General features: G+C 74.1%; 18 protein-coding genes. 11 read left to right on the top strand and 7 right to left on the bottom strand.

Annotated features, from left to right (window positions below):
* Nucleotides 1-111: 111 nt before the first annotated feature.
* Nucleotides 112-1,395, top strand: coding sequence for an adenylosuccinate synthase (locus ABZ457_RS22420; protein ID WP_359159861.1), 1,284 nt, complete (start codon nt 112-114; stop codon nt 1,393-1,395).
* A gap of 80 nt (nt 1,396-1,475) precedes the next feature.
* Here ABZ457_RS22420 and ABZ457_RS22415 read toward each other — a convergent pair whose 3' ends face one another.
* The gene (locus ABZ457_RS22415) at nt 1,476-1,838 is read right to left on the bottom strand and encodes a hypothetical protein (protein WP_359159859.1); all 363 of its coding nucleotides are present in this window, start codon (nt 1,836-1,838) and stop codon (nt 1,476-1,478) included.
* Nucleotides 1,835-2,314, bottom strand: a complete 480-nt coding sequence (locus ABZ457_RS22410; protein WP_359159857.1) for a hypothetical protein — start codon at nt 2,312-2,314, stop codon at nt 1,835-1,837. Before ABZ457_RS22410 ends, ABZ457_RS22415 begins: the two co-directional genes overlap by 4 nt.
* 163 nt (nt 2,315-2,477) lie before the next feature.
* Between ABZ457_RS22410 and ABZ457_RS22405 the strand changes: the two genes are divergently transcribed.
* Nucleotides 2,478-4,316, top strand: coding sequence for a serine/threonine-protein kinase (locus tag ABZ457_RS22405; RefSeq protein WP_359159855.1), 1,839 nt, complete (start codon nt 2,478-2,480; stop codon nt 4,314-4,316).
* Nucleotides 4,317-4,324: 8 nt separating this feature from the next.
* Here ABZ457_RS22405 and ABZ457_RS22400 read toward each other — a convergent pair whose 3' ends face one another.
* A complete protein-coding gene (locus ABZ457_RS22400; RefSeq protein ID WP_359159918.1) occupies nt 4,325-4,582 on the bottom strand; it encodes a hypothetical protein in 258 nt (85 codons plus the stop codon).
* A gap of 379 nt (nt 4,583-4,961) precedes the next feature.
* Here ABZ457_RS22400 and ABZ457_RS22395 point away from each other — a divergent pair, with 379 nt between their 5' ends.
* From ABZ457_RS22395 to ABZ457_RS22385, 3 genes are read left to right on the top strand one after another with little or no spacing between them, the layout of a single operon-like run.
* Nucleotides 4,962-5,231: a hypothetical protein gene (locus tag ABZ457_RS22395; RefSeq protein ID WP_359159853.1), complete on the top strand. Its 270-nt coding sequence runs from the start codon at nt 4,962-4,964 to the stop codon at nt 5,229-5,231.
* Between the two features lie 57 nt (nt 5,232-5,288).
* Nucleotides 5,289-6,257 carry a hypothetical protein gene (locus tag ABZ457_RS22390; RefSeq protein WP_359159851.1) on the top strand — a complete coding sequence of 323 codons (969 nt, stop codon included), beginning with the start codon at nt 5,289-5,291 and terminating at the stop codon, nt 6,255-6,257.
* Nucleotides 6,254-9,979, top strand: coding sequence for a CHAT domain-containing protein (locus ABZ457_RS22385; protein ID WP_359159849.1), 3,726 nt, complete (start codon nt 6,254-6,256; stop codon nt 9,977-9,979). The genes ABZ457_RS22390 and ABZ457_RS22385 overlap by 4 nt, the downstream gene beginning before the upstream one ends.
* Before the next feature lie 82 nt (nt 9,980-10,061).
* Here the strand turns inward: ABZ457_RS22385 and ABZ457_RS22380 are convergent, their stop codons facing one another.
* Entirely contained in the window at nt 10,062-10,961 is a 900-nt protein-coding gene (locus ABZ457_RS22380; protein WP_359159847.1) for a hypothetical protein, read from the bottom strand.
* A gap of 528 nt (nt 10,962-11,489) precedes the next feature.
* On the opposite strand from ABZ457_RS22380, the gene ABZ457_RS22375 reads away from it, so the two are divergent.
* The 3 genes from ABZ457_RS22375 (at nt 11,490) to ABZ457_RS22365 (ending at nt 14,825) form a co-directional block, all read left to right on the top strand.
* On the top strand, nt 11,490-11,831 hold the full coding sequence (locus tag ABZ457_RS22375) for a hypothetical protein (protein WP_359159845.1): 342 nt from the start codon (nt 11,490-11,492) through the stop codon (nt 11,829-11,831).
* A 115-nt stretch (nt 11,832-11,946) separates the two neighbouring features.
* Nucleotides 11,947-12,633, top strand: coding sequence for an ATP-binding cassette domain-containing protein (locus ABZ457_RS22370; protein WP_359159843.1), 687 nt, complete (start codon nt 11,947-11,949; stop codon nt 12,631-12,633).
* An 11-nt stretch (nt 12,634-12,644) separates the two neighbouring features.
* Nucleotides 12,645-14,825: an ABC transporter permease gene (locus ABZ457_RS22365; RefSeq protein WP_359159841.1), complete on the top strand. Its 2,181-nt coding sequence runs from the start codon at nt 12,645-12,647 to the stop codon at nt 14,823-14,825.
* A 63-nt stretch (nt 14,826-14,888) separates the two neighbouring features.
* On the opposite strand, the gene ABZ457_RS22360 is transcribed toward ABZ457_RS22365, so the two are convergent.
* Complete coding sequence (locus ABZ457_RS22360) at nt 14,889-16,778, bottom strand: serine/threonine-protein kinase (RefSeq protein ID WP_359159839.1); 1,890 nt, start codon at nt 16,776-16,778, stop codon at nt 14,889-14,891.
* Between the two features lie 232 nt (nt 16,779-17,010).
* Here ABZ457_RS22360 and ABZ457_RS22355 point away from each other — a divergent pair, with 232 nt between their 5' ends.
* Together ABZ457_RS22355 and ABZ457_RS22350 are read left to right on the top strand one after the other, a co-directional pair.
* Entirely contained in the window at nt 17,011-18,489 is a 1,479-nt protein-coding gene (locus tag ABZ457_RS22355) for a S1 family peptidase (protein WP_359159837.1), read from the top strand.
* Between the two features lie 221 nt (nt 18,490-18,710).
* Nucleotides 18,711-20,975 carry an N-acetylmuramoyl-L-alanine amidase gene (locus ABZ457_RS22350; RefSeq protein ID WP_359159916.1) on the top strand — a complete coding sequence of 755 codons (2,265 nt, stop codon included), beginning with the start codon at nt 18,711-18,713 and terminating at the stop codon, nt 20,973-20,975.
* Here ABZ457_RS22350 and ABZ457_RS22345 read toward each other — a convergent pair.
* Complete coding sequence (locus tag ABZ457_RS22345) at nt 20,968-21,582, bottom strand: MarR family winged helix-turn-helix transcriptional regulator (protein WP_359159835.1); 615 nt, start codon at nt 21,580-21,582, stop codon at nt 20,968-20,970. The genes ABZ457_RS22350 and ABZ457_RS22345 overlap by 8 nt on opposite strands.
* Complete coding sequence (locus ABZ457_RS22340; protein ID WP_359159833.1) at nt 21,579-22,187, bottom strand: DJ-1/PfpI family protein; 609 nt, start codon at nt 22,185-22,187, stop codon at nt 21,579-21,581. Before ABZ457_RS22340 ends, ABZ457_RS22345 begins: the two co-directional genes overlap by 4 nt.
* Nucleotides 22,188-22,417: 230 nt before the next feature.
* Here ABZ457_RS22340 and ABZ457_RS22335 point away from each other — a divergent pair.
* Nucleotides 22,418-23,442 (top strand): aminotransferase class III-fold pyridoxal phosphate-dependent enzyme (locus ABZ457_RS22335; protein WP_359159831.1); only part of this gene is annotated, 1,025 nt, incomplete at its 3' end.

Genomic DNA, 23,442 nt, shown 5'->3' with positions numbered 1-23,442 from the left:
GCGCTATTGCGCCAGGGGCTTCGTCTATTCCGGGGCAACCGGTCCGAAGACTCAGGCACGGCTCAGGCCCCCTGACCTTGGTCTTGCCCCGCCCGGAAGGGGTGTACGCCTGTGCCCGCACTTGTGCTGCTCGGTGCTCAGTGGGGTGACGAAGGCAAGGGAAAGGCCACTGACCTGCTCGGTGGTTCCGTGGACTATGTGGTGCGCTATCAGGGTGGCAACAACGCGGGCCACACGGTGGTCGTCGGTGACCAGAAGTATGCGCTCCACCTCCTCCCTTCCGGAATCCTCTCGCCCGGATGCACTCCGGTCATCGGCAACGGTGTCGTCGTGGACCCGGCGGTTCTGCTCTCCGAGCTGAGCGGGCTGAACGACCGCGGCGTCGACACGTCCAAGCTGCTGATCAGCGGTAACGCGCATCTGATCACCCCGTACAACGTCACCGTCGACAAGGTGACGGAACGGTTCCTCGGGAAGCGCAAGATCGGCACGACCGGGCGCGGCATCGGCCCGACGTACGCGGACAAGATCAACCGCACCGGTATCCGCGTGCAGGACCTGTACGACGAGTCGATCCTCCAGCAGAAGGTCGAGGCGGCCCTCGACACCAAGAACCAGCTGCTGACCAAGGTCTTCAACCGGCGCGCCATCGAGGCCGAGAAGATCGTCGAGGAGATGCTCCAGTACGCGGAGCAGATCCGTCCGTACGTCGCGGACACCACGCTGATCCTGAACAACGCGATCGACGAGGGCAAGGTCGTCCTCTTCGAGGGCGGCCAGGGCACCCTGCTCGACGTCGACCACGGCACGTACCCCTTCGTGACCTCCAGCAACCCGACCGCGGGCGGCGCCTGCACGGGCGCGGGCGTGGGTCCGACGAAGATCAGCCGGGTCATCGGCATCCTCAAGGCGTACACCACCCGCGTCGGCGCCGGCCCGTTCCCGACGGAGCTGTTCGACGAGGACGGGGAGGCGCTGCGCCGCATCGGCGGCGAGCGCGGCGTCACCACCGGCCGCGACCGCCGCTGCGGCTGGTTCGACGCGGTGATCGCCCGCTACGCGACCCGGGTCAACGGCCTGACCGACTTCTTCCTCACCAAGCTGGACGTGCTCACCGGCTGGGAGCAGATCCCGGTCTGCGTCGCGTACGAGATCGACGGCAAGCGGGTCGAGGAACTGCCCTACTCGCAGACGGACTTCCACCACGCGAAGCCGATCTACGAGACCCTGCCGGGCTGGTCCGAGGACATCACCAAGGCCAAGACCTTCGCCGACCTGCCGAAGAACGCGCAGGCGTACGTGAAGGCCCTGGAGGACATGTCCGGCGCCCCGATCTCCGCGATCGGCGTGGGCCCGGGCCGCACGGAGACGATCGAGATCAACTCCTTCCTCTAGCCCGCCCGTCCACCGCACCGACGGCCCGCTCCCGGGGACACCTGCTCCCGGGGGCGGGCCGTCGGCGTGTGGGGGGCGGGTCAGCGGCGGTCCGTGGCCCGAGGGTGGCCCGCCCCGGCGAATGTGATCCAGCATGTCTCGCGGGCGGTGTCCACCAGGTACCAGACGCGTCCACCGCTGGTCACCTCGATCTGCCACTGCTCACAGGTCTGCCCGCGGTACATGACGTGCGCCAGTCCGCCTTTGAGCCTGTGGTGCCGGGGTGTCTCGGTCCTCGGCCGGGGATCGGTCCGTATGACGACCCACGCCTTGTACGTGTTCTCACGGGCCTGCTGGGCCAGGCTCTCCCAGCCCTTGGCTGCGGCGGCGTCGGAGAAGCGGACCTCCCACTGGCCGGCCGGTGCGGGGGGGGCGCGGCGCGGTCGCCGCGGGCGGCCGCTCATGTGAGGCTCCGGGGGTCCGGGACCGGGCCGTAGTCGGTGTCGTGATCCGCGGTGAGCGCGGCGAGCAACTCGGGATCGGAGTACACCTCGGCGGTGTGCTGCCAGGCGACGAGGAGCTGAGCGACGGATGCGTTGTTGTCGACCGAGTCCGCCGCGCGCATCGTCTCGACCAGCTCGACCGCGAACGCGTGGACGTCCGCCTCGGGCAGGAAGCGGACCCACGGGAACGCGTCCGGCAGGATGTCGAGCAGAAACTCCGTGCTTCCCGGCTCGCGCCGTGCCAGGGCCGCCAGCATGCGGGTGGCGGCCGCGACCACGGTCCGGTCCTGCTCTGCTCGTGCCGCGGTGGTGAGGACGAGATCCTCGCCGTCGCGACGGTGCAGCAGCAGTCGCTGGGTCTGCTTGAGTCTGGCCAGCGTCTGCTTGTTCTTGTTCACCAGCTCGGAGAAGTTCACGGCCGCGCTCTCGGGACTCATGTGTTTCAAATTACTTTGAAACTGATCCGCCAGGCGATCGCCCGGAAGGGTGACGTCCCGAACCGACCGGTAACCGGGGCGGGCCGACGGTGGGGGGCGGGGGAGTGAGTGGGATTCGAGGGGTGTGGGGCCGGTTGTCGTCGTTGTCTCGTACCATCCGGGCATGAGCGAGGGGGAGCCCGGGATACGGGTGATCGACGGTCGCTTCGAGCTGGAGGCACGGCTCGGAGGCGGCGGTATGGGCATGGTGTGGCGAGCGCGCGACCTGGTACTGGACCGGGCCGTGGCGCTCAAGGAGGTGCGCCCGCCCGATCCCGGGCTCGCCGAGTACGACCCCGGGGCGGCGGCCATGCTCCGCGAGCGGGTGCTGCGCGAGGCCCGAGCGCTGGCCCGGGTCGACCACCCGAACGTGGTCACCATCCACCACGTCGTGGACGGCGGCGAGCACGCCTACCCCTGGCTGGTGATGGAGCTGGTGACCGGCGGCTCCCTCGCCGACCGGCTCGCGCACGGACCGATGGAGCCGAGAGAGGCCGCCCGGCTCGGCCGCGAGGTGCTCGCCGCGCTGCGCGCCGCGCACGCGGCCGGCATCCAGCACCGGGACGTGAAGCCCGCGAACGTGCTGCTACGCCCCGACGGCCGCCCCGTCCTCACTGATTTCGGCATCGCGGCCATCCGTGAGTCGACCGCGCTCACCGTGACCGGCTCCATCATCGGCACCCCCGACTACATGGCCCCCGAGCGCATCTCCGGCGCCGACGGCGGGCCGGAGTCGGACCTGTGGTCGCTGGCGATGATGCTGTACGTCGCCGTCGAGGGGGACCACCCGCTGCGCAGGGGCACCACCCTCGCCACGCTCGCGGCCGTGCTCAGCGAGGAGCTGCCGCCGCCGCGGCGGGCGGGCGTGCTCGCGCCGGTGCTCGCCGCCGTCCTGGTGAAGGACCCGGCGGCGCGTGCGGGCGTGGAGGCCGTGGACGGGCTGCTCGCCACCGCGGCCGGGGGCGCGGAGCCGCCCGCGGCGAACGGGGACGGCGGGATCACCTCGTACCCCCTCGCGCCGCCGGGACGCACGGCCGGAGCGTCCGGAGCGTCCGCCGGCTCCCCGCCCGCACCGTACGCGCCCCTGCCCTCGCCGGGTTTCGGCCCGCCGTCCGGCGGGGGGTCGCCGGCCGGACCCGCCCAGGAGCCCTGGACGCCGTCCGGTGGCGTGCCGTCCCCGGGCGCGCCGACGCCGTACCCGGCCGGTCCCACTCGCTGGGTGGGGCCGTCCGGCGAGGCCGGGGTCGTGCTGGGCGCCCCGGGGTCGGCGCAGCGGCGCGAACGGGCCCTGCGGCGCCGGCTCTCGGTCGCGGTGACGGTGGTCGCCCTCCTGACCGCGGGCGTCGTGGTGTGGAGTGCTCTCCCCGACCGCGAAAAGAAGTCCCCGGACCCGGTGGCCTCCGGCCTTCGCAGCCCGGTGCCCTCGGTCTCGGGCGGCACAGACCCGGTCGGCGACGACAGCGGCACCGAGCCGGTCGGGGACGGCGGCGACGACGCCCCCGAGGACCTGCTGACCCCGGACGGCATTCGCACCGCCGTGAAGGCGCTGAAGGAGGCCTCGGGCTCGGACCGGATGGCCCGGTTCTCGGTCTACCCGGAGCACGTCTCGGCCAGCGTCATGCTCAAGGGCAGCAAGAGCCGCTACGACAGCTGGACCTACCGGGCGGGTGAGGGGGCGAAAAAGGGCATCATCAGTGGCTCGGTGACGCCGCTCGAAAGCCCCTTCGGCATCGACGACTTCAACTGGGACGCCGTCCCCGGCCTGCTCAAGCAGGCGGACAAGAAGCTCAATGTGAAGGACGTGAAGTCGCGCTATCTCCTCGTCGAGGGGGACGACCCGACGTTCGGCGACCCCAAGAACATGAAGGTCTACCTGTCGAACGCGTACAGCCAGAGCGGTTACCTGGAGGCCGATGCCCAGGGCAAGGTCATCAAGGTGATGCCCAACACCAAGGAGGACTGACCGCGGGCTCACCCCGCAGCGGGCGCCTCGGGGACCTCGACGGTCTTGCCGTCCTCGTCGACGGTGTGCGTGTCCCAGTACACGTCCCACTCGTCGTCGACCTGCTGCGGCACCTTGCCCTCGGGGTAGCGCGTGTACCCCTCCGGGACCTTCTCCCCGTCCTTGACGCAGGCGGAACCGGTCCCGCCGACCGAGAGGACGGGGTACTCGCCCCCGCCGCAGATGTCGTCCCGGAAGGAGAGGCCGGAGCAGCCGGTCAGGGCCACGACCGCGACCGCTCCCGTGAGCGCGGCACCCGCGGCGGCGCGGACCCGGCGGCGGCGTGAGGGGCCGCCGGCGGGACGGGCGGCGGGGCGGGAGCTGCTGGTCAGAGGGGTCAGGGGGGTGGTCACGGTCGTCTCCTGTCGGTCGTTCGGTCTGCCCCCACTGTCGTCCGCGGTGATCGCCGCAGCCTGAGTACCGGTACTCAAGCGGCAGTCCCGCCTCTACTCAACAGGGCCGGTTCCGGCCGTCCTTGGCCGGTTCCCGCTGAACCGGGACGGCCCTTCGGCTGAGTTGCTCCGCTTCAAGAGCCGCGCGTCCGCCACCGGGCTACAGTGCGATCCTGCTCGGCGTACAGCAGCCGTGGGGGGCCGGGGAGTTCGGATGGGACAGCGCGGGAACGACGGGGAAGACGACTACTTCGGTGGCGACGAGCCGCTCGACCTCGGGGCGGCGGACGGCGAACTCGCTCTCGCGCCACCGGCCCAGGGCGTGGGCGGGCCACCGTTCAGCTGGCAGTGCGCACGGACCGAAGGGCGTTGCGACGCCGATGTGCCGGGCAGCATGGACTTCACGCAGGACGGCAGCACCGTGTGCGCGTGCGGAGAGGACCTCACCTACCAGCCGCGCAGGCCGCGGAGCCCGCGGAGCTGAACCGGGCGGCCCCTGCCGGGGCCGGGTGGGGACGGCGGACGCAGGGGGAGGAGGACCGTGGGGATCATCTCGGCGCTCGCTTCGGGACCGGCGAAGCGCTGGACCGCGCTCATCAGCGGCGGCGCGTACGCCTTCGTCGCCGTGGTCGTGCTGCTGCTGCGCCCCTGGCGGCCACCCGCCGCCCGCTGCCCGGGCTCCGGCCTCACCGCCGTGGCGTGCGACGCCGGCAGCGGTGAACCCCTGGCGCTGGCCGCCCTCGGCGTGCTCGCGGTCGTCGCGGCGAGCGGCGCCTCCCTGGTGGTGATCGCCCTCGCGGGCCCGCTCGTCCACCTCCTGGCCGGCACCGCGCTGCCGGTGACCGGGCCGGTCGCCCGCCTGGTCGAGCGGCAGGTGGACCGGCGGGTGCGCGCGAAGCGGCGGCTCACCGCCCGGAGGGACGGAGCCGGGAAGAGCCGTGCCGTCGCCGAGGCCCGCCGGCGGCTGCACCGGCGCCCGGAGCAGGACATGCTGACCGCGCCGACCAGGACCGGGGACAGTTTCGCCGCCATGAGCGAACGCGTCCTCGGGCGCCACCGGTTGGACGTGAACCTCTGCTGGCCGCTGCTCCAGCAGATCTGCGACGAACCCGCCCGCCGCGACCTGGAGCGGGCCTCGGACGTGGTGCTCGGCCGGGCCCGCAATCTGATCTGGGCGGCGCTCACCGCCGTCGCCGTCCCGCCGCTCGCCCTGCTGGACCGCGTCCCCCTCTGGCCCGCCGCGCTCGCCGCTCTCGGCGGCGCCCTGGTCGCCGTGCTGCTCCTCGCCGGACTGGGCAACGGTGTGGACGAGTACACCGACACCGTGGAGGCGGCCCTGCTGCGCCACCGCGACGCCCTCTACGCCTCCGTCGCGTGGCCGCTGCCCGGGAGCACCGGGGACGAGAGGAAGACCGGCACGGCGTTCACCGCCTACCTCCGGCGCACCGACCACCCGGCACCGCAGGTCACCTTCGAACGCCCGCCGCCCGAGGAGCCCCCCGCCCGGTGATCGACTACACCCACCCCGAACGCCGGCCCGGCGGGGGCAGCGATCTGGAGACCGTACTCCGCGCCGCCTCGGACCGTGCCGCGCGCCTCACCCGGCTGCCCGCCCGCGGCCCGGAGGATCCCGTCGGGGAGCTGAACGACTGGCACGAGACGGTGCGGGCGGTGGCGGACGCCTGCGCACGGGCCGTCGCCGGGGCCGTCCCCTCGGCGGCCGTGGCGCGGCTGCTCGACGAGTGGCTGGCGCGGGCCACCGACTGCCTGGCCCCCTGCCGCAGACTGCTCCGCGCGGCACGGCAGCGCACCGAGCCGCCCCTGACCGATGCCGGGACGAGGGACGCCCACCTCGATCTGCTGGAACTGGCGCATATGGTGCACGAGTCGGCGGACCACATCCGCCGGACGCTCGCGGCCCGGCGCGACGGCATCCCCCCGGCGGAGGCCCCCGAACGGTTCGTGCGGTGCAGGATCCTGCACCAGGACCTGATGCGGCGGGCGCTGCGCCTGCTCCCGGAGGACGACCTGCGGCGGGACGAGTGGATGTTCCGGTACGTCGTCCTGGCGCAACGCGTCGCCGAGTACGGCGGCGACAGCCCCGGTGAGGCGGAGGCCGCACGGGAGACGGCGGGGCGGCTGGCCGTGGACGGCCGCCTGGACGACGGACAGCGGGCCCTGATGCGCGCGGCCGAGGCGGCGCTCGCCACCCAGGTGAGCACCGGCGGGGACGCGGCCCGCGCCACCGACGCGGCGGAACTCGCCCTGCGGCACCGCGCGGTGTGGCAGGCGGCACCGAACGACCCCCTGGCAGCCGCTCGTTACGGCGCGGAGCTGCTACGGGCGATCACGGTGGGCGAGAGCGTCGACGGGCTGGGCCTCCAGGACGCGGTCCGGGCACTGGAGCACGCCGTACGCACGATGGACCCCGCCGCCCCGGAGTGGCCGGAGGCCCTGGCGGCGCGAGCCCTGGCGCGTACGCAGGTGATCGGCACCTGGTCGGTCCGGGACCGCGAGGTCGCCGCCGTCGTCCATGAACTGGACGGTGTCCGCGGCCTGCTTCCCGCGGGGCACCCGCTGACGCCGTCGGTCGACCTCGCCTTCGTGCAGCTGCTGGCCCGGCGCGGCTCCGGGGAGGGCGCGCTGGGCGACACCCGCGCCGCCCTCGCCATGCTGCGCCGGGCGCGGGCCCGGCGCGTGGCCGACCCCCTGCACCGGCTGGTCCTGGACTCGGTCTTCGCGCAGGTCCACACCGCGTTCCACTACCACGCGGGGGCCGACGACGCGGACTGCACCGGCACCGGCGACGAGGCCACCCCCGCCCAGGACCGGACCGGGCACGCTGCCCGCACCCATGAGCTGCTGCGCCGGTGCGCGGACCGGGCGCGGACCCTGGCCGCCGCGCGGGAGGACCACAGCCCCGAAGTGCCGGCCCTGGTCCAGCACACCCTGGGCTGGTCGCTGCTCATGGCCGCCGCCTCCCTCGACGGTTCCGGCCCGGGCGGTGCCGAGCGGAACGCACTGCTGGCGGAGGCCCGTACGGTCCTGGCCGACGCGCTGGCCCGGACCGACGAGCGGTCCCCGCAGCACGCCGGACGGGAACTGATGCTGCACATCGCCTCGTTCGTCGGCGCCTGGTCGGAGAAGGCGCCGGCGGCCGTCGTCCGCGCGCACGCGGAGGGCATCGCCCGGCTGGCGGAGCGGCCCGACGTGGCGGCCCGGCCGCCGTTCCGGGAGACGGTGCGCGCCGTCCACCTCTACGCCGGGACGCTGCTGTCCTCCACCGGTGCCGGCGGGGCGGGGGCGGTGGACCGCTCCCGCATACTGCGGCAGATGGAGGAGGCCGTGGCGGCCCGGCCGGACGCGGTGGACACCCCCGCCGTGGATCTGCGGATGCAGCTGGCCCGGGCCCACCGTTCGGGGGATGCTCCGGTGGCCGGGCTCGCCGGACTGCTCCTGCGGGCCGCGCGGACCGGGCAGCCGCCCCCCGCGGCCGCCGGCGGGCGGGACGGGGCCGGCCGCGAGCGCTCCCGCCGGGTGGGACGGGAGGCCCTCGGCCTGCTGGCCCGGCGGGCGCTGGTGCAGGAGGTCGCCGCCGACGCGGTCCTCACCGCGGACCGTGCGGGGGCGCTCTCGCGCGAGGTCGCCGGCTGGTGCGTGGCGGACGGCGCACTGGCGGAGGCGGTGGAGGCGTTGGAGCGCGGCCGGGCGCTCGCCCTGCACACGGAGATGGCCACGGTCGACGTGCGGCGCGCCCTGGCCGGGCTGGGCCGCGCGGACCTGGCCGAGGAGTGGCGCCTCTGGCGCGAAGCGGCCGCCCGCCCGGACCGGGCCGGGGGCGGGGCGGCCGTCGCGGAGGGTGCCGCCGGTGACGTCTGGGACTCGTACACCGAGCACCCCCTGCCGGAGCGGCTCGGCGCCCGGGTCCGGGCGGCGCTGGAGGAAAGCGGCTCCCTGGGCGCCCTGTTGGCCACCGTCACGGTGCCCGGGATCGCGACGGCGCTCGCCGCGACGGGGAACGACGAACTCGTGTACCTGCTGCCGACGCAGAACTCGCCCGCCTCCGGTGGCGCCCTGCGCGTCGGGAGGGACGGCCGCGTACGGTGGACCAGCCTGAGCGGACTCGCCGATTCCGCCCCTCTGGACGCCTATACGGGCGCGCTGGAACTGCTGCTCTCCGCCCCGCGTTCCGAGGCGGTCGAGCACGCCTGGCGGGCTCGACTGGAGGAGTTGTGCGACTGGGCGGGCCGGGCCGTGGTGGAGCCCCTGCTCCGCGTGACGGGGCGGTCCGCCGCGGCGGACGGCGTACCGCGTCTGGTGCTGGTGCCCCTGGGGCCGCTGGCCGCGGTGCCCTGGAGCGCGGCCCGGTTGCCGGAGCGTGCGGACGGCCGACCGTGCCGGGCGGTCGACCGGCTGGTGCTGTCCACCGCTCCCTCCGCCCGGATGTTCGCCGCGGCCGCGGGGCGGCCCGCCGTCCGGGCCCGGGACTCCGCGCTGCTGGTCCTCGGACTCACCGGGGCGGAGGCCCGGATCTCCTCCAGCAGAGCGCTGCACCGGTTGTACCCGGACCCCCGGCTGCTGGCCCCGGAGTCCGGCCGGCCGTCCGGTGGCCGGGCGCGCCCGCCGGACGGCACGACGCGCCCCGCGGAGATCCTGGACGAGATCCGGCGCGCCGCTCTCCGGCACGGCATCGTCGACGTCTCCGCGCACCTGATGGCCGACCCGGCGGACAGCTGGCGCTCGCATCTCGCCTTCGGCACGGTCCCCGGGCAGGACGGGGCGCCCGCCGCCGGGGGCATCGACCGCCTGTCCGTCCAGACCATCGCGGCACAGCGGTTCCCGGTGCCGGCGACGGGGCCGGGGCTCTGCGTCTCGCTGGCCTCGTGCATGAACAGCCTGCCGCGCCGCCAGCACGACGAGGCGTTCACGATGGCGGCCGCGTTCCTGGCCGGCGGTGCGTCGTCCGTGCTGGGGTCGCTGTGGCGGGTGCGGCTGCACGCGACCGCCCTGGTCGACCTGCTGTTCCATCACTGGCTGCGCGCGGGCCGCCCACCGGCGGAGGCACTGCGCCGGGCCCAGCTCTGGATGCTCGGCCCCGCTCATGAGCCGCCGGACGGCCTGCCGGCCGACGTGGGGCGGCTCGCGGCCGAACTGCTGGGCGCGCTGCGGGCCTCGGGCCGTGATCCGGCGGACCCGGCGCTCTGGGCGGGGCTGGTGGCCGTGGGGCGCTGACGGCCGGGCAGCCGGACACCGCACCGGCGGCGCGACCGCGGGCCGCGGTGGGCCCGGGCCCCTCCGGGGCGGACGCGCCGGGTCAGGGGTGCTCGAAGCCCTGGAGGACGCCCGCCCCGGCGAAACACAACGCACCCGCCAGAGTGCCCCAGTTGGCGACCGCCAGGCTCACGGTCGACTCGGAGCCCGGGGTGACCAGGTCGGCGACGGCGGCCAGCATGAACAGCGCCGAGCCCGCCAGGTTCACGGCCACGATCCACCAGCCGAGGTCGTGCACCCGGATGCCCGAGCGGCCGTGGCAGACCTCCGCGAGGGCCAGTTGGCCGGAGATCAGGAAGAGCACACAGCCGATGACGTCCGGCGCCCACACCAGACGGGCCGCCTGCTGGGTGGTCAGACCCTGGAGGAAGGAGTCCAGCAGGTTGACGCCGAACACCAGGGTCCCGACGAACAGCAGGAAGGTGCCGAGCCAGTCGATCCGCATCGGCTCATAGCTCCACCAGCGCCAGGGCACCGGCTCCAGCCGGTCCCCGTCGGCCGAGCGGCGCGGCGCGTTCAGGGTCTGGAGGAGGGAGACATAGCCGCCGGTGTTGAAGAACATCCCGCCGGTGAAGTACGTGACCGTGGTGGCGATCACCTCCCCGGGCGCGGCGATCGCGAGCGAGGCCCCGGCGGCGAACAGGGCCCCGCCGGCGGTGAAGGTGATCGCGGCGAGGGCGTTGAGCAGCCGCAGCCGGGCCAGGGTGCGCCGGTCGGCGGGCCGCAGTACGGCCTCCGCCTCGTGCGCCGCCCGGACGGTGAGCGCCCCCAGCTTGCGCACCGCCCGTGACTCCCACACGGCGGTGCCGCCCTCGGCGCTGCGCCATGTCAGCCGGGTCGTGAACGGCCCGGCGCCCTCGGCCCGCGCCCCGCCCGGCTCCCCGCCCGGCCCCTCGTCACGGTCCGGTTCCCGGTCCCGGCCCGGCTCCTCGTCACGACGCACGCGCGCCAGCGTAGTGAGCCGTGCACGGCGATCCGCGCACCGACGCGGGGATGTGCGAAGCGGCCCGTACCGCGACGGGTGCGGTACACGACGCCCGGTGTCGATCAAGTCAAGATTCAGCGCGGGAGCACGAAGCGCTGCTTCGGTACATGTCCGATATCGCCGCTCGTTGCGAGAAGGCCGGAGCGTCGGTTCGCAATCGGCCGGTAACACTGCGCTCCCCTGCCGTGATGGCAGTTCCGCGAGGTTCCGTTTGGTGACCGCGCAGGTCACATCCGCGAAGCCACAGGGGTGTTCAACCTGAAAGCCCTGTTCAAGTCACCGGTTGGTATGTCCGTTGCCACCCCTGGGTCAAGACGTGACGATCACCCCAAGTAGCGGCGGGGGAACCGATTGCCTGCCGGTTCGGCCACAGCGCACGTTCGCACGGCTCATGGCCGGGAGGAGCGGGCTGTCCGTGGTGGGGCCGGTTGGGTGCGCCGCTCAGTGGTGACGTCCTATACAGGCCAATGGAGGGGAACCCAGAACATGTCCAGGACCAAGAGATTCGGCGTCGCGGCCCTTACCGGTATCGCGATCCTCGGCGCTTCACCGGCCTTCGCCGTCGACATGCGTATGAGCAATCCCGCTGTCGTGGCCCACAGCTACGGCGCCAACGGTGCGATCGCCGTAAGCGACGTCAAGGCCGACGACCGTGAGGTGTACGCCGACTACCACCGGAAGTACAACCGGAACCTGGAACTGCGCAACAGCCGGGGCAACGGCACCAGGGTCACCAGCAGCCACGACACCGGCAACCCCGTGACCAACCTGCAGGCCTGCGTGGCCGTGAACTTCTTCCCCGACACCTGCACGGGATGGTGGAGGTAGGTGGCAGGCCTGACCTGACACGGCAGGGGCGGCGCTCAGGCGCCGCCCCCCATTTCCCGTCCAACCGAAGAAGTCGGGCGGGCTCACGAACAGCGAGACCGGGGCTTCGGGAGACATGAGCGAACCTGTGCTGCACGTCAGAGGGCTTGACCACGCCATGGGAGGCCAACGGCTGTTCGAGTCGCTGAGTCTGGAGGTCCAGGCAGGCGAGTCGGTGGCCGTCACCGGCCCGAGCGGTTCGGGGAAGAGCACCCTGCTCTCCTGCGTCCTGGGGCTGATCCGGCCTGACGCGGGAGTCGTCGAGGTGGCGGGCATCGACATCGCGGCCCTGCGCGGCTCGTCCCTGGCCCGTTACCGCAGCGGGCACATCGGCATGGTGTTCCAATTCGGGGAACTGCTCCCCGAGTTGTCTCCCGTGGACAACGTCGCCTTGGCCGCTCTGCTCGCCGGGGTGCCGCGACGTGACGCCTACAGCCGGGCGGCTTCCCTCTTGGACGAGCTGGGTGTTCCGGCGGCGAAGTCCAGCGAGCACTTGTCCGGGGGCGAACGCCAACGCACCGCGGTGGCACGGGCCCTGATCAACTTTCCTGTGCTCCTGCTTGCCGACGAGCCGACAGGCGCTGTGGACGCCGGGACCCGGGACCGTGTGGCCGACCTCCTGTTCGGCATGCCGGCCCGCCACGATTGCGGGCTGCTCGTCGTCACGCATGACCGCGACATCGCCTTGCGGGCCGATAGGACCCTCGTCCTGACCGGCCGTGCGCTGTCCGCCGCGAACAGCACGGGAACGGGGCCCCGGTGAGAGAGCGTGCGGTGAGCCGGCAGCTGATGCGGGTGGGGTGGGCCGCATGCCGCGGCGCTGAGGCCGGGCGTATCCGGTTCGTCGCGCTGATGGCGGCCACTGTCGCTCTTGCGCTGGGTATCGCCGCCATGGTCGCTGTCCACGCCACCTACCAGGGCCAGGACGAGCGGGGCGTGGCACGCAACCCGATCACGCGGGAAGACCGTCCTGATCTGCCCGCCAAGGTCCGGTGGTCCACATCCCAGGACCATGTTCCCGGCAGCGGGACCTTCTATGTCATTCTCATCGCGCCGACGGCCCCGGACGCACCGCTCCCTCCCGGCCTCTCCGCGTGGCCGGCCCCGGGAGAAGCCGTGCTCTCCCCCCGCTTGCGACAGATCGGAGCCGACGACGGGATCTCCTCCCGTTACGGACGGGCAGTAGGACAGATCGGCGCCGAAGGGCTGCAGTCACCGGACGAACTCCTGGCTTACGTCCGTCCGCGGGCAGACCTTCCGCTGGACGCGCTGGATTCCGTCGTGGGCTACGGCCGTCCGCCCCGCGCCCTCCCGATCAACCCGGGGCAGCTCTCCTACGCCCAGCCCGAGTGGGTGTTCCAGGTGATGCTGGGCGGGCTGGTCCTGCTGCCCGTCACGGTTCTCCTGGTCGTGGCCGTCCGCTCAGGCTCGCACAGCCGGGACCGGCGTACGGCACTGGTGGACGCCTTGGGCGGCACGGCAAGGTCACGCGCTCTGATCGTCCTGGGCGAGGTCAGTGTGCCGGTCCTTGCCGGCTCGGCGTTCGCCACAGCAGTGCTGGCCGGATTCTTGGCCACCGACGTACGACTGCCAGTGACGGGCTTCATCGTGTCCGCGGGTGATCTCCGCCCGCGGTGGGGGGAGTTCCTGCTGGCCGTGGTGGCGGCGGCCGCGCTGGGCGCCCTCGCCTCGGTCGCCGCGGGACGCCTGGTCCGCGTGCGGCACAAGGGCAACCGGCCTGCGGGGGGCCGCCGCTCGCTGACGGGGTGGGCTGTCCTGTGTCCGGTGTTCCTGCTCGTTGCTGTGCGCGGACCGGAACTCTTCCCCACGGGGACGGCCGGGAACGTGCTGACCAACTGGTTCGGCGCGGCCGGCACGCTGGCCACCCTCCCCGCCGCCGTCGCCGTCCTCACCGCCCGGCTCGGACGCCGGATGAGCAGAGCCGGCCGCCGGCTCGGTCGCCCAGGGCTTCTGGTGGCCGGACAGCGCATGTTCGCCCACCCTGGCCCCGTGGCCAGGATGACGGCCGGAGTCGTGGTCTCCCTCGGCATCCTGATCCAAGTCGTGGCCTGGCAGGGCTTGTTCGGAGAACCAGTCAGGGCCGCGCAGGCGACCGCCGACCGGGTGGGCAGCAGCGCGCTCTTCGTCAGGACTAGCAGTGACGCGGCTCCCCGGCAGATGGACGCATTCGTTCGAGCTCTGCCCCGCGGGGTGCACGCGGTCCACCTCCTTACGGACCTCGACCGGAACACCACCACCCTTCAGGGAACGTGCCAGGGGCTGGCCGCCCTCCAACTGCCCTGTGATCGACGAGGAATCGCACTGAAGGGCGTGCCCCGGGACCCTCGGGTCCGCGAGATCACCGCTTGGCACGGGTTGGGGTCCGACGCTGTCACCGTGCGCGAGGCGTCCCGGAGCGCCAGCAGGGAAGCGTCCGACACGATTCTCGTATCTGCCGACGGACGCGACCTGTCCCTACCCGCGCTGAAGCAGCTGTCCTACCGATCCTTCACCGAAGGAGCGTTCATCCACACGCCGGGTGGTGAATGGCTCGTCACCAGTGAGACCACGAAGGCCCACGGACTGTGGATCGGGTTCTTCGGGGTCGTCGGAATCCTTGTCCTGACAGGCGCATCGGTCGTGAGCGGCACCGTCGAGTTCCTGCGCAACGGACGTGCCCTGGCCCCCGTCAGCACGCTTTCGGGAAACCGGCGGATCTACTGGGGCACCGCGGCGTGGAGCCTCCTCGTCCCCTTCGTCCTGGCGGGCGGTGCCGGCTGTCTGATCGGAACGTGGCTGGCGTATCCGAGGACGTCCGGCGGTGCCTCCTCCCTCTCCGGATCGTTCCTCGCGGCCTGCGGTCTGGGCGTGTCGGCGATGGCGCTTCTTGCCTGGGTCTGGGGCGCGAATGTCGCGGCTCGCCAGGCCGTCGCTTGGCGGCCGCGTGGCGAATGACCGGCAACTCGCCGCTCTCCTCTGCCGGCGCCAGGAGCCGGGACCCGGCCCGGCGGGCACCCCCTAGCGGCGGACGTACTCGCCCGGCTCCCCGTCCGCGCTCATCCCGTACAGCAGCAGCCGCTCCCGCCCGTCGAAGCGGTCGGTGCGCAGGTTCTGGGAGGCCGCGTCCCAGGGGCAGTCGGCGTCGGACGCCTTGCGGTCGGGGACGGGCGGGCCGACGACCAGGAGGTTGCCGACGCCGCCGAGGACCGCGGTGGACGCGCAGTTCATGCTGCCGCCGGCCGGCTCGCCCGTCTCGTCGTCCGTGCGCGGGAACACCGTGTCGTAGCGGACCACGGCGGAGCCGACCGGGCCCTGGGTGACCGTGACGCGGCGCTCGAAGAGGTCCGCCTGGCCGCCGTCCCACTCCGGGCCCGTCTCGTCCTCGATCCAGGTGCCGACGTACTTCGCCGGGACCGCCTCCGGGCCCGCGCCCGCCTTGCGGAAGGTGGCGGTGACCGTGCCGGAGGTCCACTCCAGCACGTCGGGGGAGCGGACGGTGAGACTCTGGTGCGCGGCCGGGGTGCACTGCTTCTCCGGGACGCTCACGGTCACATCGCTCTCGCCGAAGACGATCCGGTCGGCGTCCGCGGAGACCAGCACGGACCGGCCCATGCACAGGCGTTCACCGGTGACGGTCACATACACGGCCGTCTTCTCGCCCTGCTCGCCCTGGCCGATCTCGATGCGGCCGGTCGAGCGCGGGGCCTCGGCCGAACCGTCGAGTACGCCCTCCCAGGCGCCGAGGAAGACCTCGGGCACCGCGCCGGAGGTACGCGAGGCGCCGGCCGGGCGCTTGGCGTCGCCGTCGGGCCCGGTGGCGCCGCCGTCGGGCCACAGGGCGACGGCCGTGCCCGCACCGGCGAGCGCCAGCGCGAGGGCCGCCGCGGCGAGGACCCGGCCGCGCCGCCGGGCCGGGCGGGACCCGCTTCCGGGCTCGTGCGGACCGCCCGCGTCGGCGTCACGGCTGCCGGCCGGCGGGGTCGGATCGTGCGGGCCCCGGTCCGAGCCCGGCACCGGGGTGTCCGCGTCCAGTACCCGCGCGGCGCTGCGGCCGACCCGGGCGAGGACGTCCGCGGGCAGCCAGGCCCCGGCCGGACCCTGCTCCCCGGCCGCGAGCACCGAGGCGGGCGGACGCCGGGACGGGTCCTTGTCCAGGCAGGCGCGTACCAGGGGCGCGAGTTCGGACGGCAGGCCGGTGAGGTCCGGTTCGTCGTGCGCGATACGGAACATGGTGGCGTGCGCGCCGCTGTCCGCCGACCCGAACGGGGGTGTCCCGGTGGCCGCGTAGGCGAGGACCGCGCCCAGGCAGAAGACGTCGGACGCGGGGGTCAGCTTCTCGCCGCGCACCTGCTCGGGGGACATGAAGCCGGGGGAGCCGACCACCGCGCCGGTGCCCGTGAGTCCGCCGTCGGTGACGGTGTCCACGGCCCGCGCGATGCCGAAGTCGATGACGCGCGGCCCGTCCACGGTCAGCAGGATGTTGGACGGCTTCAGATCGCGGTGCACGAGCCCGGCCGCGTGGATATGGGTCAGCGCCTCGGCGAGACGGCCCGCGAGCGCCCGCACGGTCGGCGGCGGCAGGGGGCCGAACTCCTCGCCGACGACATCGCGCAGGGACGGGCCGGGGACATAGGCGAGCGCCACCCAGGGGGCCGTCGCCTCGGTGTCGGAGTCGATGACGGGGGCGGTTCCGGCGCCGCCGACGCGCTCCAGCGCGGCCACCTCGCGGGCGAACCGCCGCCGGAACTCCTCCTGTTCGGCGAGCTGCGCGTGGACCACCTTCACGGCGACCGCGCGGCCGCCCTCGGAGCGCGCCAGGAACACCCGTCCCATGCCGCCGGTGCCGAGCCGGCCGATGAGACGGAACGGGCCGATCGCGGCCGGGTCGTCGGGAGTCAGGGCGTCCACGCCCGCGATCCTCGCACAGGGGGCCCGGGGCCGTGGTGGCGTGTTCACGCCGCGTGCGGGGCGCTCGGGGCGGGTCCGGCCACCGGGGCTGAACGCCCCGGCCCCCGGACGCGTATGGAACGGACGAGACGGACGACAACGCACCGGAGCGGACCGGCCCGACCGGACCCGCACCCGGCCGGGCCGCACCGGCCCGCACCGCACCCGCACGACGAGGACCTTGGGGCCGCGCATGAAGCACGCACGACGGAACCTGCGGCGCCTGGTGCGTCTGGCGGCCGCCGGCGGGCTCGTCTGCGGCGGCCTGATCACCACCGGCGCCTTCGCCGCCGACCCCGACCCGGGCGGCGGGACGCGGCAGGCCGCACCCGTCACCGCCCTGGTCGACCGGCTCGGCACCGGGCGCACGGCGGGCAGCTGGACCGCCGCCGACGGGCGGACCGTCGTCGCCGTCACCGACCCGGACGCGGCGGACGAGGTGCGCGAGGCCGGTGCGGAGCCCCGGCTCGTCCGGCACAGCGCGGACCGGCTGCGCGAGGCCACCGAGTCGCTGCGGACCGCGCCCCGGGTGCCCGGGACCGCGTGGGCGGTGGACTACGCGTCCAACGAGGTCCGGGTCCGGGCCGACCGCACCGTCTCCTCCGGCGACTGGTCCCGGATGACCGGACTCGCCGAGAGCATCGGCGACTTCGTCCGGATGGAGCGGACCACGGGCTCCTTCACCACCCGGGTCAACGGCGCCTCCTCCATCGTCGGCGACCAGCGCCGTTGCTCGGCCGGCTTCAATGTGACCGACGGGCAGGACGCGTTCATCCTCACCGCCGGGCACTGCGGGCCGCAGGGCACGGCATGGTTCCGGGGCGGCGGCGGCCAGTCGGAGGGCCTGCTCGGCACGACGACCGCGTCCGCCTTCCCGGGCACCGACTACTCCCTGGTGCGCTACGGCAGCGACGCGGCGGCCGACCTCACCAACGTGGTCGCCATCGGCCAGGGGCGCGGGGTCCGTATCGTCGGCACGGCGGACGCGACCGTCGGCGCCCAGGTCTTCCGCAGCGGCAGCACCACCGGCTTCCGCACCGGCCGGGTGACCGCCGTGAACGCGACCGTCAACTACCCCGAGGGCACGGTCACCGGGCTGATCGAGACCACGGTCTGCGCCGAACCGGGCGACAGCGGGGGCCCGCTGTTCTCCGAGGGGCTGGCGATCGGGCTGACCTCGGGCGGCGACGGGGACTGCGACACCGGCGGCACCACCTACTTCCAGCCGGTCACCTCCGCCCTGGAGGACCTGGGCGTCCGCCTCGCGGGCGTCACCCCGGCGGCCGGGCCGGACGGCACCGGGGCGGGCGACGGCACCGGAGCGGCGGACGGCGGAACGGGCGAGGCGGCCGGCGCGGACGGCGAGGCGGGCGCGGCCGCGGGCGCACCGGGCGACGGAGCGGCCGCGGGTGAGGGCACCGGCCGGGACACCGGGAACGGCACCGGCACGGCCCCGGCGACGGGCGCGAGTTCGGGTGCCGGAGCGGTACCGGGGGCGGCCGCGCCGCCCGGGGACGCCCGCCGGGTCACCAGCATCGTGGAGTTCGACGACCCCGGCCTCGGACTGGGCGTCATCGGCGTCAGTCTGGTGGTCCTGGTGGCCGCCCGCTGGATCGGGTCGGCGCAGGAGCGGCGGGACTTCCGGAGCATCCAGTCCGCGACCTGGGGCTGAGCGGGACGGCATCCCCGGCACACCCCCTGCGCAATCAGGTACGCATACCCCCAACTCGCCCCCGTATGCGCTTCCGGGGGATGCGCATACGGGGGTCGTGCGAAGGACCGGTGTACGTTCTCGGGTGAGGGGCCTGGGAGGGCTGTGCCGCGTGGGGCGGACGGGACCGGTCCCGACAACGACACAAGGGGTGGGGCTGCGTGAAGCGGCGTCGTATCTGGGTGACGGCGGCCGTCGCCGTCACCTGTGTGACCGGGGTGCTGGTCGTGCAGGCATCGGGGGACGGGGGAGCCCGGCCCGCGGCGGCGGACGGACGGCCGGGGCCGGTGCGCGCGGAGGCGCACACCCGGCCGCTGAAGACGGCCGACCAGGGGCGCAGCGCCTCCCTGGCCCGGTCCGGCACCGAGCCGTTCAGCATGCTCGGCGTCACCTGGGCCGACCCGGAGGCCGGCGTCACGGGCACGGTCGAGGCCCGGACCCGTGCGGTCGGGTCCGGTGCGTGGTCGCCGTGGTTGCGGCTGGAGGCGGACAGCGGCCAGGGCGAGAGCGGAGCCGCCCGCGGCGGCACCGAGCCCGCCTGGGTGGGCCCGTCGGACGGCGTCGAGGTGCGGGTCCGCTCCGGGGGCGGCGCGACCGCCGGTCTGCCGGACGGCCTGCGCCTGGACATGATCGACCCGGGCCGGGGCGGTATGGCCCCGGCCGCGTTCGCCTCGGACGGCGACGAGAGCGCGAGCCCGTCGCCCTCGGACCCGGAGCCGACGCCCTCCGACCCCGTTTCCCCGGAGCCGTCGCCCGGACCGGGTGACCCCTCCGAACCGGCGGAGCCGTCGCCCACCGAGTCCGCGCCGACCGCCTCGCCGAGCGTGCCCGCCTCGCCGTCGGCCGCGCCGACCCCGGCACCGTCCCCCTCGGTCTCCACGCCCGTGCCCTCGCCGACGGTCAGCGTGCCGCCGGCCCCGCCGTCCACCGTGCCGAAGCCGGCGATCACCAGCCGCGCGGGCTGGGGCGCGGACGAGTCGATCAGCCCGGAGGCCCCCGGCTATCTGCCCGGGGAGAGGATCAAGGCGGTCGTGGTCCACCACACCGCCGAGTCGAACAGCTACACCTGCGCCCAGGCCCCGGCCGTGGTGCGCGGCATCTACGCGTACCACGTACGGCAGTTGGGCTGGAAGGACATCGGCTACAACTTCCTGGTCGACAAGTGCGGCACGGTGTACGAGGGCCGCAAGGGCGGTGTGGACCGGCCGGTGATGGGCGCGCACGCCTACGGCTTCAACGCCGAGACGACCGGAATCTCCGTCCTCGGCACCTACACCGACACCGCCCCGGCGCAGGCGGCGATGACCGCGGTGGCGCGCGTCGCCGCGTGGAAGCTCGGCCAGTACGGCGTGGACCCGGCCGGCACCACGACGCTGACGGCGGGCGCCGCCGGACGCAGCTACGCGGGCAAGACCTGGGCGAGCGGGGCGAAGCTGACGCTGCCCACGATCCACGGGCACCGGGACGGCTACAACACGCAGTGCCCCGGCAACGCCTTCTCCAGCCGGCTCGGCGCTCTGCGCACCCTGGCCGGCGGGCCCGTGTCGGGGCTGGCGATCACCTCCGTGACGGACGCGCAGGCCGCCGGGTCCACCTACTGGACGCGTTCCGCCGTCACCGTGAACTGGTCGGCGGAGACGCCGAGTTCGCTGGTCAAGCGGTACGAGCTGCTGGTCGGCGGCAAGGTCGTCGCGACCACGGCTCCGAACGTGCTGTCCGCGAAGGCGACCCTCACGGCGGGCAGCCACCAGCTCGCGGTCCGGGCGGTCCACCAGTCCGGCCGGACGGCGACCACGGCTCCGCTCACGGTGGTGGCCGAGACGACCGCGCCCACCTTCCCCGGCAAGCCCGCCCTCGCCCTGCGGACCGGCACGGTCGAGGCCGCCGCCGTCCCCGTGACACTGAGCTGGAAGGCGGCCGACAGCGGTTCGCTGAAGGAGGTCCGGCTGGCGGCCCCGGCCCGGACCTACGGGCCGACCGTGCTCAGCGCCGCGCACTCCGCCAAGCCCGCGGTGGCCACCACCTGGAAGCTGACCGCCCACGACCGGGCCGGGAACACCGCCTCGGCCTCCGTCGCCGGTACGCCGGTGATCCTCCAGGAGACCTCCGCCACCCGCGGCGGCACCTGGACGAGCCGCTCCTCCGGCAGCTACCTGGGCGGCAAGTCCCTCTCCAGCTCGGCCAAGAACGCCAGCCTGAGCTGGACCTTCACCGGTCGGTCGGTCTCCTGGGTGGTCTCCCGCGCGGCGACCTCCGGGCAGGCCCACATCTACGTGGACGGGGTGAAGGCCACCACGGTCGACCTCAAGTCCGCGACCACCAAGTACCGGGACGCGATCTGGACCAAGTCCTGGTCCAGCAGCGCCAAGCACACGGTGAAGATCGTCGTGGTGGGGACCTCGGGACGCCCGACGATCACCACGGACGGCCTGGTCTACCTCAAGTAATCCCGGGGGAGGGGCCGTTGACCCCGGCGGAGGGGCCGTCCGGCGGCCCCTCCGCCTCGATCTCCTCCATCGCCCGCGCCAGGCGCTCCAGGACGTCCGCGGTCTCGGCGAAGGCGGCCGGGCCGAGGGCGGTCAACAGGCGGTCTGCCAGGGCCGCGTGGCCCGGGTCGATGCTGCGGACCGCGTCCCGGCCGCGCTCGGTGGCGTGCAGGAGCTTGGCGCGGCGGTGGGCGGGGTTCTCCCGGTACTCGGCGAGGCCCTGCCCGACCAGGACGTCCGCGACGCGCTGCACGCTCTGGCGGGTGATCCCCATGGCGCGGGCGATGCCCGCGACGGACTGGGGGGCGCGGAGCACCGCGCCGAGGACCTGCCAGCGGGCGGCGGTGAGCCCGCCCGCGCGGGCGAGCCCGTCCGAGACGGAGAGGAAGCGGCCGTTCAGCCGGAAGACCCCGAGGGCGGTGCGGGTCAGCAGCTCCCGCGGATCGGGAGCGCCCGGCTCTGGCCCGCTGGCGCCCGGCGCCGTGGTCGCGTCGGCGGGGGACGCGCCCGGCCCGCCCGTGGTGGCGTCCGTGGTGGCGTCCGTGCCGGTGGTGTGGTGCTCGCTCACGCGGACAGGACCTCGTACGCCGACGGGTCCGAGTCGTGGAACAGGCGGTACCAGGCGTCCAGCTTCTCGCCCTCGTACACGCCCAGCCGTGCGAAGACCTCCCGGGCCAGGGCGACGGGCTCGGTCGGCCCGGCGGTGATCAGGTCGCCGTCCGTGAACGCGTCCGCCTCCACATAGCGCTCGCCGCCCCCGTAGCCGGTGGCCGCGAGGTAGAAGGAGACGGCGCTGGTGTGCGCGCGGTCGTCGAGCAGGCCCTCGCGGGCGAGCCCGGCCGTCGCCCCGCAGATCGCCGCGACCGGGACGCCGGCCGCCAGGAAGGTACGCGCGGCGGCGGCGAACGGCGCGAGCGCGTCCCCGGTGTCCCACAGGGCCGCGCCCGTGAGGATCAGCAGGGAGCTGTCGGCGGGGGACAGGTCCGCCAGGGCGAGATCGGGCTGGACGCGGAGCCCGCCCATGGTGGTGACCGGGCCGGTGGTGAGGCCGACCGTGCGCACGGTGAATCCGTTCTGCGTGAGATGCGCCGTGGTGTGGCCGGTCTCCCAGTCGGCGAAGGTGTCGTAGACGGCCAGATGGACGGTACTGCCGTGGGCGCTGCTGCCGGTCATGGCGCTCTCCTCGGTGTCGGCCCTCGGTGCCGGCCCGTCGTATCGAGCCGATGACAGCAGACTGCCATCATGGCAGCATGCTGTCAATGGATCGGGGTCGACGCCGCCGACGCCCGGCCCCGCGACGGCCGACGGGCCCCGCGACGGCCGACACCCTGCCCAGATATGCGCCCCACCCCCCGACAGGGTGGCCATGTCGGTCCCCGGACCCCTTCCTTACGCTGGCCCGCATGACCCCTCATGCCGATCCGCAGACCGGCGCCGCCGTCAAGGCGGCGGACCGCGCGCACGTGTTCCACTCCTGGTCCGCCCAGGGCCTGATCGACCCGCTCGCCGTCGCCGGCGCCGAGGGGGCGCACTTCTGGGACTACGACGGGAACCGCTACCTCGACTTCACCAGCGGCCTCGTCTACACCAACATCGGGTACCAGCACCCGAAGGTCGTCGCGGCGATCCAGGAGCAGGCGGGCCGGCTCGCGACCTTCGCCCCCGCCTTCGCCGTCGAGGCGCGTTCCGAGGCGGCCCGGCTGATCGCCGAGCGGACCCCCGGCGACCTCGACAAGATCTTCTTCACCAACGGCGGCGCCGAGGCGGTCGAGCACGCCGTGCGGATGGCCCGGCTGCACACCGGCCGTCCCAAGATCCTCTCCGCGTACCGCTCGTACCACGGCGGCACCGCGACCGCGATCAACATCACCGGTGACCCGCGCCGCTGGGCGAGCGACACCGCCTCGGCCGGCGTCGTCCACTTCTGGGGGCCGTTCCTCTACCGCTCGCCGTTCTACTCGGCGACCGAGGAGGAGGAGTGCGCCCGCGCCCTCGCGCACCTGGAGGACACGATCGCCTTCGAGGGGCCGGGGACCATCGCCGCGATCGTGCTGGAGACCGTGCCGGGCACCGCGGGCATCATGACCCCGCCGCCGGGCTACCTCGCCGGCGTCCGCGAGATCTGCGACCGGTACGGGATCGTCTTCGTCCTGGACGAGGTCATGGCGGGCTTCGGCCGTACAGGCAAGTGGTTCGCCGCCGAGCACTTCGGCGTGGTGCCGGACCTGATGACCTTCGCCAAGGGCGTCAACTCGGGCTATGTGCCGCTCGGCGGCGTCGCGATCTCCGAGCGGATCGCCGCCACCTTCGACCGCCGCCCCTACCCGGGCGGCCTCACCTACTCCGGGCACCCGCTGGCCTGCGCGGCGGCCGTCGCCACCATCCGGGTCATGGCCGAGGAGAAGGTGGTCGAGAACGCGGCCCACCT

Origin of the sequence: Streptomyces sp. NPDC005805, assembly GCF_040630445.1 — a bacterium.
Lineage (GTDB): Bacteria > Actinomycetota > Actinomycetes > Streptomycetales > Streptomycetaceae > Streptomyces.
Note: the sequence above shows the minus strand (reverse complement) of the source record. Positions and strands in the feature narration are given on the sequence as shown.